17 protein-coding genes are annotated in these 13,788 nt (G+C 43.4%); all 17 read left to right on the forward strand.

All coding sequences use genetic code 11. The features are described 5' to 3' along the window. On the forward strand, window positions 1–1,258 hold a 1,258-nt coding region (locus ABD014_RS03205; protein ID WP_343857372.1), incomplete at its 5' end, for an ATP-dependent helicase ComFA. A 435-nt stretch (window positions 1,259–1,693) separates the two neighbouring features. Continuing rightward, on the forward strand, window positions 1,694–2,506 hold the full coding sequence (locus tag ABD014_RS03210; protein ID WP_343857374.1) for a ComFC family protein: 813 nt from the start codon (window positions 1,694–1,696) through the stop codon (window positions 2,504–2,506). Window positions 2,507–2,636: 130 nt separating this feature from the next. After that, a complete protein-coding gene (locus ABD014_RS03215; protein WP_343857665.1) occupies window positions 2,637–3,059 on the forward strand; it encodes a TIGR03826 family flagellar region protein in 423 nt (140 codons plus the stop codon). A gap of 126 nt (window positions 3,060–3,185) precedes the next feature. Further along, window positions 3,186–3,470: a flagellar biosynthesis anti-sigma factor FlgM gene (gene flgM, locus ABD014_RS03220; RefSeq protein ID WP_343857378.1), complete on the forward strand. Its 285-nt coding sequence runs from the start codon at window positions 3,186–3,188 to the stop codon at window positions 3,468–3,470. 9 nt (window positions 3,471–3,479) lie between these two features. Further along, window positions 3,480–3,983 (forward strand): flagellar protein FlgN, encoded by a 504-nt coding sequence (locus ABD014_RS03225; RefSeq protein WP_343857380.1) that lies wholly within the window; start codon window positions 3,480–3,482, stop codon window positions 3,981–3,983. A 31-nt stretch (window positions 3,984–4,014) separates the two neighbouring features. Next, window positions 4,015–5,592 (forward strand): flagellar hook-associated protein FlgK, encoded by a 1,578-nt coding sequence (gene flgK / locus ABD014_RS03230; protein ID WP_343857382.1) that lies wholly within the window; start codon window positions 4,015–4,017, stop codon window positions 5,590–5,592. Between the two features lie 19 nt (window positions 5,593–5,611). Further along, window positions 5,612–6,499 (forward strand): flagellar hook-associated protein FlgL, encoded by an 888-nt coding sequence (gene flgL, locus ABD014_RS03235; protein WP_343857385.1) that lies wholly within the window; start codon window positions 5,612–5,614, stop codon window positions 6,497–6,499. Window positions 6,500–6,535: 36 nt separating this feature from the next. Beyond that, window positions 6,536–6,934 carry a DUF6470 family protein gene (locus ABD014_RS03240; RefSeq protein ID WP_343857388.1) on the forward strand — a complete coding sequence of 133 codons (399 nt, stop codon included), beginning with the start codon at window positions 6,536–6,538 and terminating at the stop codon, window positions 6,932–6,934. Beyond that, the gene (gene fliW, locus ABD014_RS03245) at window positions 6,931–7,380 is read left to right on the forward strand and encodes a flagellar assembly protein FliW (protein ID WP_343857390.1); all 450 of its coding nucleotides are present in this window, start codon (window positions 6,931–6,933) and stop codon (window positions 7,378–7,380) included. The genes ABD014_RS03240 and fliW overlap by 4 nt, the downstream gene beginning before the upstream one ends. Window positions 7,381–7,383: 3 nt before the next feature. Continuing rightward, a complete protein-coding gene (csrA, locus tag ABD014_RS03250; protein WP_127003275.1) occupies window positions 7,384–7,623 on the forward strand; it encodes a carbon storage regulator CsrA in 240 nt (79 codons plus the stop codon). Between the two features lie 27 nt (window positions 7,624–7,650). Further along, window positions 7,651–8,016 carry a flagellar protein FlaG gene (locus ABD014_RS03255; protein ID WP_343857396.1) on the forward strand — a complete coding sequence of 122 codons (366 nt, stop codon included), beginning with the start codon at window positions 7,651–7,653 and terminating at the stop codon, window positions 8,014–8,016. Between the two features lie 15 nt (window positions 8,017–8,031). Further along, window positions 8,032–9,465, forward strand: coding sequence for a flagellar filament capping protein FliD (fliD, locus tag ABD014_RS03260; RefSeq protein ID WP_343857398.1), 1,434 nt, complete (start codon window positions 8,032–8,034; stop codon window positions 9,463–9,465). Window positions 9,466–9,482: 17 nt separating this feature from the next. Next, complete coding sequence (gene fliS, locus ABD014_RS03265; RefSeq protein ID WP_343857400.1) at window positions 9,483–9,872, forward strand: flagellar export chaperone FliS; 390 nt, start codon at window positions 9,483–9,485, stop codon at window positions 9,870–9,872. Then, window positions 9,865–10,257 carry a hypothetical protein gene (locus tag ABD014_RS03270; RefSeq protein WP_343857403.1) on the forward strand — a complete coding sequence of 131 codons (393 nt, stop codon included), beginning with the start codon at window positions 9,865–9,867 and terminating at the stop codon, window positions 10,255–10,257. The genes fliS and ABD014_RS03270 overlap by 8 nt, the downstream gene beginning before the upstream one ends. A gap of 104 nt (window positions 10,258–10,361) precedes the next feature. Further along, window positions 10,362–11,201, forward strand: a complete 840-nt coding sequence (locus ABD014_RS03275; protein WP_343857405.1) for a flagellin N-terminal helical domain-containing protein — start codon at window positions 10,362–10,364, stop codon at window positions 11,199–11,201. A 120-nt stretch (window positions 11,202–11,321) separates the two neighbouring features. Next, window positions 11,322–11,912 (forward strand): hypothetical protein, encoded by a 591-nt coding sequence (locus ABD014_RS03280; RefSeq protein ID WP_343857408.1) that lies wholly within the window; start codon window positions 11,322–11,324, stop codon window positions 11,910–11,912. Further along, window positions 11,909–13,777 carry a motility associated factor glycosyltransferase family protein gene (locus tag ABD014_RS03285; RefSeq protein ID WP_343857410.1) on the forward strand — a complete coding sequence of 623 codons (1,869 nt, stop codon included), beginning with the start codon at window positions 11,909–11,911 and terminating at the stop codon, window positions 13,775–13,777. Before ABD014_RS03280 ends, ABD014_RS03285 begins: the two co-directional genes overlap by 4 nt. Window positions 13,778–13,788: the final 11 nt, after the last annotated feature.

Here is a 13,788-nt window from a genome sequence, read left to right on the forward strand (position 1 = left end):
CGCCTATTGCGAGGCCTGCCTCGCCTTGGGGCGCAGCCGATCTTGTGCGCTGCTGCTGCGCGGCAGCGCTGAAGCCGTGCCGCCTCCGGCGGGCGGCACGGGAGGGCCCCCTACCAGGTCCCTGCTAGACCGGTGGGGGCTGAGCCCCGCGCAGCGAGATGCGGCATCAGCTGCGCTGCAGTTCCTGGCGCAGCCGCAGGGCGCGCCAGCCGAACCGGCCCCTCGCTATGCACAGCGTCCAGGCGGCCTGTTACAGAGCAGGGAACGCTCCCTTCCTCGCTTCCTGCTCTGGGCCGTGACCGGAGCGGGCAAGACCGAGATGATATTCCCGCTCATTAACTACACACTGAGCACTGGCGGCAAAGTGCTTGTAGCTACACCGCGACGGGATGTCGTATTGGAATTGGCGCCGCGGATTAGCAAAGCCTTTCCAGAGGAGAAGATCGCCGTTCTCTACGGCGGAAGCACGCAGCGCTGGGAAGAAGCCAGACTCATACTGGCTACAACGCATCAGCTCATGCGCTTCTATCATGCATTTGATCTCGTCATCATCGATGAGTTGGATGCATTCCCTTATCACAATGATCCGATGCTGGCCTTTGCCGCCAAAGAATCCTGCAAAGACACAGGACGATTCATCTTCTTGTCGGCCACTCCGCCTTCACAAATGCAACGGGAAGTTCGTCAAGGCAGATTGGCACATGCCAAAGTTCCAGCACGGTTCCATGGTCATCCACTGCCCGTGCCGCGCCGGATCCGAATTGAATCGGTGGAGGGTTGTCTTCGGCGCCGTTCTCTTCCCTCTTCTCTAGCGGCTTCTTTAGAACAATCGATTCAACGAGGGGCGCAGATCTTTATATTCGTGTCCCGCATTCGGCATATCGATTCTTTAACCGGACTACTCAGGAGACGCTTCTCGGGCATACCGATTGAAGGCACTTCATCGCAGGATGAAATGCGTGCAGAGAAGGTGCTTGATTTCCGGGCGGCTAAGACACGTATGTTAGTCACTACTACGATTTTGGAACGGGGGGTTACTGTACCGAAGAGTGATGTCTTTATTTTGGATGCGGACAGCGATCTGTTCGATGAAGCCTCGCTCGTCCAGATGGCAGGTCGGGCTGGCAGATCGAAGGATGATCCGGCAGGAAAGGTCTGGTTCGCCTCACCAGAATGGACCCGGTCGCAGCGTGGAGCGGTGCGCCAAATCCGTTCTATGAATACCATAGCCCACAAAAAAGGTTTCCTACATTCATAGCAGCGATTCACATAGCTTCAGCTGCTGGATCCTAACGCACCATTGACCGTGTTACAGCACTTGATCATTCTACTCCGTCTGATGGAGGAGATATCAAATTGACCACCAAGCCGTTTATTGACGGAAGAGAACCAAAATCTATGAATAGTTGTATTAAGTACACTTATATTTCGAATAAGAGAGGGCGGCAGAAGAATAGTTGGATTCTATACAGCTAGATTTCCTGCATTTGAGCGAACATAGGGGTTATAGCAGATTTAAATGCACCTTTTCCAACTATTTTCCCCTTACGTGGAGAAGGGCCGAATTTAGTTGTATGATTTACAGTTATCTCGAAAGACAAGACAGCCAGCCTTCTGAAAATGTAGGTGGGTGCCTCACATGTTTATATGTACATAAGAAATATCATTTGTTTTCGCAAAATGAGGTGAAGATATGTCTTGGAAGGACATTTTAATCACTCCGGTGCATCAATGGTTGGCTCCCTCCGTTGGAAGCTGTCTGACCTGTGGGAAAATGATTCGTGCTGGAGGCTGTGGGGTCAAAGGCTTTTCACAAATTTGTACTGCATGCTATAAGCTGATTCACTGGATTACTGCACCCCGTTGCCCTGTCTGTGGAAGAGCGGTCGGATGCCCAGATTGCAGCAGAGCTGGTCAGGGGGCGAGGAACTTTCTAATGAACCGGAGTGCGGTTCAATATAATGCAGCGATGCGCGAATGGCTGGCGCAATATAAGTTCAGGGGAAATGAATCGCTGGGGCCGCTGCTGGCTCAGATGATGAATTATGCGATGAGGGCCATGGTCGAGGAGTTAAGAGTGAAATCTGCAGCTCCGAAGCATCCTTTCGATATAGTCACATTTGTTCCCGTGAGTGAGGAACGTATGCTGGAGCGGGGCTTCAATCAATCTAGAACTCTAGCTCATGGAGCGGCAAGGGGAGCTAGAGCTCCGGTATTAGATATGCTTAGGCGTTCCCGGCATACTGAGAAGCAGAGCTCCAGAAACAGAAGGCAAAGGCTCATGGATTTGAATGGAGTGTTTGAACCGTTGCCCGATTCCGTAGGTAAGTTAGAGGAATATCTGCTATCCAAGCATTTAGCCCAGCGTCCCGTCCGTCTACTGCTAATTGATGATGTGTATACCACAGGAAGTACCCTGGATACTTGCGCTTCGGTACTGCACAATATTTTCCGAGATCTGGGGCATCTCGCTGAGATTTATTGCTTGACCTGGGCACGTTCATAGAAAGTTGGCTAGAAAGGGCGAAGTGTTTATTTTCTGGAAGAGGAGTGAGAGAAAGGGATGGACGAAACTTGTCTGATCATGTAATCTAACATCAGATGATGATTTCTGAAGGGAAGAGAAAGAGATGGATATGAATCTTGGGAATTGTCCGCGTTGTGGAAGGTTGTTTGCCAAAAATTTCAGAGACCTCTGTCCTTCTTGCATGAAAGATATTGAGGCGGAATACGAGAAATGTCTCGAATATTTGCGTGAACATAAGTCAGCCACGATGATTGAGTTATCTGAGGCTACAGGTGTCACAACCAGGCAAATTACGAAATTCATTAAAGAGGGTCGCATCTCGATTGCGAATAACCCGAATATGATGTATCCGTGTGAAGTGTGCGGAGTCTTGATCTATGAAGGCAATATGTGTGATAGCTGCCGGAACCGTCTGGCCCGTGACATAAGCGCGGCGACCAGAGAAGAAGAGGCCAAGGCCGCTAATCAGGAGGATCGTCGTAATGGAGGCGCATATGGGGTCGTCGACAAATTTCGGGCGCCAGAACGCTGAAAACCCTGATATTATGGCATAATATTCTTTATAAACCAATGGTTCGCTATAAAATAAGTACGAACTTACGCCGATAAACTTATTAAAGATTATCGGTTTTTTTATTTGGAAAGAAAGGTGAAGCCCATGAAAATCAATGATACCGGACGGGTAGGCGCCATAAATAACTATCAACGTCAGTACGAAGCCGGGCGTAAAGGATTAGATCATAAATCGCGGCGTAAAGACGAATTATCCATCTCCACAGAAGGTATGGAGTTATTGAAAGCCCAGGAGAGCGCTCAGTCGCCGGAACGTATGAAGCGGATCGAGGAACTGAAGGAGCAGGTCTCCACAGGAACTTACCACGTCGACGCCGGCAAGCTTGCTGAGAAGCTACTTCCATACTTTAAGTCTTACACCGAGAACTAGGGGGCAGCTATGTCAGAGATTGAAGTGTTGATTGGTTCGTTGGATGATCTAAGTGAGCAGTACGATGTTTTGCTCGATATCATGCAGCAGAAGAAAGCGGCCATTATTGCGAATAATTACGATGATTTGGTCCAGGTCTTGTCGAGAGAATCAAAATTAGTCAAAGGAATTCAGTCCAGAGAAGAACAGATTCAATCCTCTGCACAGCAGTTTTTGCAGTCCAAGGGGATCAAATCAAGGCTGGAGCTTACAATTACGGATATTCTCCGCTTAGTGTTTGATCCTGAAGAGAAGCAGAAACTTGCTTCCAGCCAGCAGCGGATCGGCGGACAACTTGAGAAGCTCAAACGAGCCAATGAATTGAACCAAGAGTTGATTGGACAATCACTCCAATTTATCGAATTTTCTCTGAATTTGATGTCTGGCGGGTTCGATGAGGAGAGTACCTATGCACCCCCGCAAAGTCAGGAGAAGAAAACTTCATCTCGTAGCAATTTCGATATCAGAACATAACAAATCAAGCTTTAATTAAAGGAGAATGATCATGACCTCCACTTTTCACGGAATAGAGACAAGCAAGCGCGCATTGTTCGTAAATACAACTTCAATGCAGACGCTAGGACATAACATTTCGAATGCGAGTACAGATGGCTATAGCCGTCAGAGGGTCAACCAGACAGAAGCCAGACCGATCTGGGCGATGGGAATGACCAAGAGCCAGCAGCCTGGACAAATCGGTACTGGCGTAGAGTACGGGAGTATTACACGGATTCGTGACAGTTTCTTGGATACCCAGTTCCGTCGTGAGAATCAATATCTGGGTTCTTGGGAAGTATTGAATTCGACTATGGTGTCTATCCAGAATATTCTGAACGAGCCTTCGGGCAGCGGACTCAGTAAAGTCATGGACGATTTCTGGAATTCTTGGGAGACGTTGAACAGTGACCCTTCCTTGCTGAGTGCCCGTGTTGCTGTCGCTGGAGCGGCTAGTAACCTGGTGGATACGCTGCAGCATGTCGGTGAGTCACTGACGAATCTGACGAATGATATCAATTCAAGTATTGATAAGAAAGTACAAGAGGCGAACAACATTATCGATAACATCGCTCGTCTGAATGTGCTTATTCGTGACAATGAGAGCTTCGGCGATCATGCGAATGATTATCGGGACCAGCGGGATTTGTTGATCGATAAGCTATCTACGATTGTTGATGTTCAGTATACCGAGAACGAAGTAGGCGTCGTTAGCATCACAGCTGCAGGGGTGCAGTTGCTGGATGGAGGGGACGAACCGGCTGCGTATCTTACGGCAGCTAATGCGGCTACTGCAACAGCCGGACAATTGAACGGATACAATGCCTCGCTGCAAGAGACTCAGTTGATCCGGGATCAGCTGAATGCCATGGTCAGCACACTGGCAACGGGTGATGTTAAAGTCACTTTAAGCAATGGTTATGTGACTTCCAATAATATGACTGCACTGAATGATGTTACTTTGTCGGATGGTACAGTTGTGACGGCTGGGCAGAATATTCCGGCCGGCTCACAAATTGCTTCACCTATGGAGATTATGGTTAAGGGCTTCAATGGTCTGCATGAGCTCGGGTATACACTGACAGAACCAACTACTTCAGGTATTCCATTCTTCGTATCCAATAGCGGCAGCTTTACGATTGATGATATCAAGGTGAATCCAGAGATTCTTAAGGATACGAATAAAATAGCGGCTTCGTCTAAATTTGAAAGTAAGAACGGTGTAAATGTAGCGATTCGTGGTAACAGTGATATTGCTAATGCCCTAACCAGTTTACGAGACGCTTTGTTCACATTCCCTGCTGAATTGACTTCATTATCCAAAGGCTCAACGGATGACTATTTCCGCGCCCTTGTCGGAGACTTGGGTATTCGGGCTAGTAACACAGAGCGAAACTTCGAGAATCAGCAGAGCCTGGCTGATAATCTGCAAATTCAGAGACAATCGGTAAGCGGGGTATCGCTCGACGAGGAGTTCGCGGATATGATTCGCTTCCAGCAAGCTTATAACGCGGCTGCTCGCAATATGACGGCCGTAGACGAAATGCTTGACCGAGTTATTAACCAAATGGGCGTAGTAGGCCGGTAATTAGGAGGGATATACTAAGATGCGCGTAACAGGATCAATGCAAAATCTGCAACTGCTGAAAAACCTAAGGAATATTAATACCTCGATGACGCAAGGTCAACAGCAATTAGCGACAGGACAAAGAATCAACAAGCCTAGCGACAATCCCGTCGGCGTAACCTACCAAATGCGCTACGACACGGACTTGGCCAGAAGTGATGTCTTCCTGTCCAATGCCAATACGGGATACGAGATTCTCTCTACTATGGACTCGTTGCTGCAGCAAAGCTCGGATGTACTGAAACGGGTACGAACTCTTGCGCTTCAAGCTAGTAACGGAACCTATGATGCAGAGCAGAGAAAGACGGTTGCATCCGAGATCCGGCAGCTTAAAGAGCAGATGGTTACTATCGGCAATAGTACGTATAACGGAAAGTACTTATTTAACGGACAGAAGACAGACCAGGTCCCTTATACGGTAGATGGAGCGGCGAATGAACAGACAGATTCTGGTTTGTTTTACCTGAATGTCAGTCCTGCCGTGAAGGTGCCAGTAAGTATTACTGGTGAAGTCATATTCGGCCAAGCCGGTACTGATAACACGTTCAAGGCGCTGGATGATCTGATTCATGCGCTGGAGACCAATAACGTGTCGGGCATCTCAGCGAGCGTTGAGAAGATTGATGCGGCTGCTGATAGATTGAATATCAGTTGGTCGGAGATCGGGGCGCGAATGAACCGTTTTGAATTAATGCAGAACCGGATTACCAACGATCAGGTGAGCCTGAGTGAACAAAGATCCAATGTAGCGGACGTAGATTTCCCAGAGGCAATCATGAATTTGAAAATGAAGGAGAATGTTCTGCAAGCAGCTCTATCGACAGGAGCACGAATTATGCAAACCTCACTCATTGATTTCATAAGATAATCTTAATTTACATCGTATTTATGAGGAGGGACAGAAATGCCGGAGATTGGACCGATATTATCTAGCGATTGGGGAATGTATAGGCCAGCGGAGCTTTCTGTCCGCCTTACATCACCAGAGCTAGAAACAGATTGGACAAGCGTGTTCGATGATTTGGGGCTAAAGAGGCCCGGTTCGTTAATGAAGGAAATCACTAGCGAGTCGAAAATGATCACATTACAGAATATTGCTGCCAAGGCACAGGAGGGCGATAGAATCGCTAATATTTCTTCTGGAGAGAAGAATGTGTTCGGGCATATTGCACATGAGAGATACATGCGAAAAGGTCAGAAGGAAGTCACCGTCGAGGCTCTTCCGAGGCAGGGAGTTTATATAGATTTTCGCATTTACCCTCCGGAGATTCACATTGAAGCGAGAGGAGCCCTTCCGAAATGAGTCATCAAGGGAATGATATTGGAACTAGATTGATCGAGAGCAAGTCTTACGGTGCCCTGGAGGTTACAGACAACCAGATTTATCATTTAGAACTAGGAGTTATCGGCGTTTCTTCGATTCATGAGTATGCATTGATTCCGCTTGAGGACACACCATTTCATCTCCTGCATGCTCTTAATGAGGATGTCAGCTTTATCACCATACCAGCTTATGAGACAGTAAAGGATTATCATTTTGAAATTAACGACGAAGTTGTTGAACTACTGCAAGTACAGAATCCAGAGGAAATATTGGTATTATTGATCGTTAACATACAAGAAGATCAGCTCTATTTGAATCTTAAGGCGCCAATTTTGCTGGCTCCGTCCTCAAGACAAGCTTGTCAGTTCATCATACATGATCAAGATCTTCCGATACGTCATCTCCTTCAACGGAAAGGAGAGTAGCGCATGCTTGTTCTAAAACGGAAGATTGGCGAATCCGTAATGATTGGAGACCAAATCCAGGTTCAGATTCTGGGAATTGAGGGAGACCAAATTAAGTTAGGGTTTGTGGCGCCAAAGGACATTCAGATTTTAAGACAGGAGCTTTATGCGGGAATAGCCGCAGAGAATATAGCAGCGAAGGAGCAATCGAGTGTCATTCAACCAGAGCAGATTCTTAGCTTGCTTAAAAACTTTAAATTGTAAAATATTTTAAGTTTAGGTGGGGTTGAAATGAGTATTAGCCAAATTCGTGGAAATGATTCAATGGTAAAGAGCTTAAGTGAGTCCAAATTAAAAGAAAGTATGGGCTCGAATTCCCTGACAACAGGAATGCAAACTCAGAAATTGGATTACAATGCACTCACGGATGTGGAGAAACAGGATCTCGAGGAACAAGTCAAAAAGCTGAATCATTCGATTGCTACATCCGGCAAGCAGTTGCAATTCAAATACAATGATGAAGCAGCTCAACTATACGTTGAAATTATCGATATGGAGACGAAAGAAGTCGTCTCAAGCTTGCCGCCCGAGTTTCTGATTGATCTTTCTCTAAAGATGAAAGAAATGATAGGAATGTTCATGGATAAGAAAATTTAATGAAAGGCAGTGAGAATGATGGGAGTAAGTTTACCTGGTTTGGCTTCGGGTTTGGATACGGCTACGCTAATCACTAAACTGATGGGCATCGAGAAAATCCCGTATAACAACCTTCAAGTCAAGAAAACAAATATTGATAACAATAAATCAGTCTTTAACAATATCAATTTGAAGCTGAAAACTTTGAGAGATGCAGCTACGAATTTGTCCGATTTGGATTCGTTCAAGGTGAACGGCGGTACAAGCTCTGATCCTTCTAAGGTGGCGGTAACCGTAGGCGATAATGCGATTAGCGGGAACTACACCATTGAAGTATCGCAATTGGCTAAGCCTCATGTAATTGCAATGAATTCGATATCTGTTCTTGGAAGCGATGGCAAAGATGCTTCTTTTGACTTTGAGACATACAAAGATAATGTAATTAAAGTAAATGGAAAAGAGATTAAATTTTCTGATCTAGAATTGGATGGGAAAACTACTAGCGAGGCGCTTGTTGAGATTGCTAGTGCTATTAACAAGTCTGATTCGGGCGTACAGGCCTCAGTCATTCAAACAAAGCCAGGGGAAAAAAGCTTGGTTTTAACTGCAAAAGAGTCAGGCGAGGATCATGAAATAACGACAGACTTGTCAAACTCTACTCTTTTTTCGGTTGATAACAATGCTGGTCAACCCGCCCAGAATGCTGAATTAATTGTTAATGGAGTAAAGATAACCAGCTCTAGTAATACGATCAAGGCTGCTGTTCCTGGTATGACTTTTCAGTTACTTGCAGAGAAATCTACAGTAAGTGTAGAAGTTAAGCAAGATGTTGATAAGATAACTTCCAAAATAGACGCATTCGTTAAAGCTTATAATGAAGTTATTGATATTATAAAAGAGAATACGAAGAAGATAACTAATGAAAAAGACGCCAACGGCGAATACAAAAATTTCAAAACCAATTTGCAGGGTGATTCGCTACTTAGAGATCTACAGAATGAGTTATATGGGATTGTAAGCAGTGTAGGAGCGAATGGTAATAGCGATGGTTTTAAGTTGCTAAGCCAAATTGGTTTGGAAATCGATAAAGGTGTAACTTCAGCAGCGCTGATGACAGGAAAAATCTCTTTTGACAAGGAGTTATTTAAAGAGAAGATCGCTGAGGACCCAGTAGCGGTCGAAGAATTATTCCGTGGAGATAATGGGTTAGGCGTCGTTGCCAAGGACCGTCTGAAGGATTGGACAAGTGTTAACGGCCTCATTCAGATGAAAATGGACGGTTATCAAAGTCAAATTGACTTTATAACAGATCAAATGGAAAGTATGAATGAGAGATTAATATTAAAAGAAGATGCCTTAAACAAGAAGTTCACGGCAATGGAAGTGGCATTGTCAAAATTACAAAGTCAACAGAGTTGGATGACAACGCAGCTCAATTCTATGATTGCAAGCAGTAAATCTAACTCTTAATGGGAGATGAAGGATTCATGGCTCTACAGAATATGTCTGCTTATCAAAGCTATCAGAAGAACAAGTACGAGACGGCTTCTCCCCATCGTCTGACATTGATGTTATACAACGGTGCTGTACAATTTGCTTCTCGGGCAGAACAATCGATCGAGGAAGGTAATGTAGCAGATACGAATAAGTATATTCAGAAAACGCAGGATATTGTTTATGAATTAATGACTTCTCTGAACGAGCGAGATGGCGGTGAGTTAGCGCAGAATCTTAAAAACATTTATCTGTATATCATTGACCGGCTTGTACAGGCCAATATGCATAAAGACAAGAGCCTTATTGCTGAAGCCATTGTTATATTGAAAGAATTACAGTCTGCTTGGGAGCAGATCGGAAAGGAAGTTAGCCTTGGGTAATTCTTCATACACAACAAAACATCATGAGCTTTATAGTAAATTGTTGGATTGTGCTAGAGAACAATATGCCTTGCTGACGAATTCTGAGTCAGAACAAAATGAAGAAGAGTATGCTCGTCTATCTTCAGAATGGGATATTCTCATTGCTCAAATAGAGAAGGCTAATCAGGAAGATGGGGTACCCGATCACTCTGATACTAATCTAGTGGAAAAAATGGAGCAGATAGCATTGATTCTATCCATGACTGAAAAGGAATTGAAAGATTCAATCAATGAAGCCGGCGGCAATTTGAAGAATGTTAAAGATCAGAAGCTGCTAATGAATGCTTATTATGGTTTCGATCGCAGAGGACATAACTCTTTATACTTCGACGAAAAAAAATAATTTTTTTTGGATTTTAGGTATAAAGTTGTACCATTCTCTGCCGATATAATAATTAGGCCACAAGGATGTAGCCTAGTACAAACCAATCATGGAGGATGATTAGAATGGGAATGTTTATTAACACGAACGTTGGCGCGTTGAACGCTAACCGCAACCTGAACTTCAACAACACACAAATGGGTAAGACAATGGAGAAATTGTCTTCCGGTTTCCGTATCAACCGCGCTGCTGACGACGCTGCTGGTTTGGCAATCTCTGAAAAGATGCGTTTCCAAATTAACGGCTTGACTCAAGCACAACGCAACGCTCAAGATGGTATTTCCTTGATTCAAACAGCTGAAGGTGCACTCACAGAAGTTCACTCCATGCTGCAACGTTTGAACACATTGGCTAACCAAGCTGCGAACGGTACTTATGATGCTACTGACCGCGCTAAGATCCAATTAGAAGTTGATGAACTGGTTGGAGAGATCAGTAACATTGCTGCTACAGTAAATTTCAATGGTATTAATTTGCTGAATAGCAGTGATAAGGTAACATTCCAAATTGGATCGGATGCGAGTACTACAATTTCTGTCCAGTTAGCTTCTTTAACACCTTCAGATCTTGGCAAATCGATTACTGGCGGTTTGTCCAAACTTGATGTTACTGGAGATGATGCAACAAATGCAAATGCCGCAATTTCTGCGGTTAAATCTGCAATCAGCCAAGTTTCTACACAACGCGCTACATTCGGTGCTGTTCAAAACCGTTTGGAGCACACAGTTAACAACTTGGGCGTAATGGTAGAGAACCTGTCCGCTTCCGAATCCCGTATTCGTGACGCTGATATGGCTACTGAAATGACTGCTTTCACTAAGAACCAAATCTTGGTTCAAGCAGGTACAGCTATGTTGGCTCAAGCTAACTCTGCTCCACAATCCGTTCTTAAATTGCTCGGATAATAATTATTCTGTTGCTATTGAAGGCTCCCTTTAGGGAGCCTTTTTGCTTTATTTTACCTATACAATTAACACTGGAATATTCCGATATATTAATTATATTAATTAAGGACGTGAACAGTGATGAAGGTGAAGGTTGATCAACAACAGGAGCAAATAATCATTGCTACTATAGAAGAGCTAGATCGCTGGTGGAAACAAGCAACAAGTGACATTTTCAATCAGCAGCGATTGATCCATTTTGTGGAGATCGATGGCAATATTTTATATGACAATTATGAGCAGTATTTACTTTTGAATGTAAGTCAAATACAAGAAGTGAATATTCAGACATTGTCGAGATTAGAAAGTATCCAAGATACTGAACAATCTATAGATGATTATTTGGAGCGATTTATTCCTGCAGCACAGGATGTTACTGATCAGTTGTACGGAGAAATGATGCAGCAACAACAGAATCTATTTGCTCAGTTCATTGAGGGTTTAGGGTGGATCGTGAAGGCTTTTGAGTTTAACCAGACATTGTTTAATGAAGATGGAATCGCACCTCCATACCTTTCCCAAGTTATGGAACCTCTTGAGGCGATCATTACTCAAATCTACGATAATGTGCAACAAGAGGATTTCGTTAGTGTTGGCGATTTGATTCAATATGAATTGATACCTTTACTTCAGAAATTTCAAAATAGAAAGCAGAAGAGTGAATTGTCATGAGTGTATTTGAGGATAATCTTATATTTCTAAAAGAGAAGTATCCTGAATTGATTAAGGTCATTGATAATTTATCGGAAGATAACACCTATGAAATGGTAGAAACAAAAACGGGTGAGCCTAATATACTGATTAACCACAAAGGTAAACTTCTGTCTTTACATAGCAAATATAATGCTCAATCCGAAGCTGAAAAGTGGATCTCAACCGTTAAGGAAGATATCCACAAAAATGAGAGCGTGTTGTTGTTTGGAGCTGGTTTGGGATACTTTATGGAATCAGTCTTACAGCAAACGGAAGTGAAGCAAATCATCTATTGTGAACCAGATATTCAAATATTTAATCAAATGGTTAGGTTACGTGATATTCGTCCGATTTTCAGCGATGATCGAGTAAAGATGGTTGCCGTTGGAGATCACGAATTTGTAATGGCTGAGCTGGCACATTATATATCCACCAGAATGTTAGGTACGTTATCAGTTATTATTGCTCCAGTCTATCAACGAATGTATAGCGAGTCATTGATTCGATTAAAGAATCAAATTCAAGGCGCAGTAGCTAACGAGTCTTCTAATCAACAAACTCATGAGAAATTCAATACACAATGGATACAGAATATATTGTTTAACTTACCGTACACAATTAAGTACCCTTCCCTTGCGTTTCTTAAGGATCAGTGGAAAGGTATGAAGGCGATAATCGTTGGTTCCGGCCCATCGTTGGAGCAGGACATCCATCATTTGAACAAATTGAAAGGCAAATGTTTCATTATTGCCGCAGGTTCAAGCATACAAGCATTACAGCATTTCGGAATAAACCCGGATCTAGTAATTGCAATGGATGGTGGTATTGCCAACTACCGTGCGTTTGAGAAAATTGATACAAATTGCTCCCCCATACTCTTTGTTACTCAGATTCATTATAAGATTCTAGATATTTATAAAGATCAGATGGTCTATGCAAGGTTCGAAGATGATCCGGTAAGTGAATATGTATTACCTAATGCTCAAGATGTGCCTTGTTTCCACCCAACTGCTTCAGTGACTGGCACTGCGCTTCAAGTAGCTGCTTTTCTGGGAGCAGACGAAATTATCCTGATGGGGCAAGATCTTTCTTATCCCAATAATCAGTTTTATAGTTCTGGTGTGAATCACCACACCGAGGCTATTATTCAACGTGTCCTAGACAAAGCTGATGAGTGGGTAGCTAATGTAGACGGTGGGCGGAACTTAACAACAGAAATAATGGTAATTACACGTAAAAATATCGAAATGAATATTAAAACATTGGCTCTAGAAGGAGTTAAAGTAATTAATACTTCTAAAGGTGGAGCCGTGATTGAAGGGACAGAGTGGATTGTTATAGAGGAATTACTTCCACAGCTAGAGCAACTTTCAATAAGTGATTTTGATATAAGAGATTTGGTAAATAATCAATTGCTTTCTTATCAAGAAAATGAATATACGATAACTTTCAACAAAATAAGATATCTAATTAAGCAAGTAGAAGATTTAGATAAAAAATTAGGAATTATTACAAGAGGTATTCAAAGTTTAGAAAATAATTGTAAAATCCGAAATCCCAAACAAATCAATCAAAAATTAGTTGAAGTAAATGAATTGTGGCAATGGATTACAAGACAAGATGCTTTTACAGTTTTATATTCTTTTGGGTTGTCACATTATATAAATGATTATTTGAAATTTGTACCGGCAATTGTTGAGACAAAGGACACGATTGATAAAGCAAAACTCATTGTTCAGCATTTGGGCGTTCTGGTAGAAGAAATGTTAGATTTTACCCCAGAATTAAGGAGCATATTAATTCAATCAATGGAACGGCTAGAGCAGTTCGAGTCCGAGGGTTAATGGAGGTGCAT

Origin of the sequence: Paenibacillus motobuensis (assembly GCF_039521865.1) — a bacterium.
Classification (GTDB): domain Bacteria; phylum Bacillota; class Bacilli; order Paenibacillales; family Paenibacillaceae; genus Fontibacillus; species Fontibacillus motobuensis.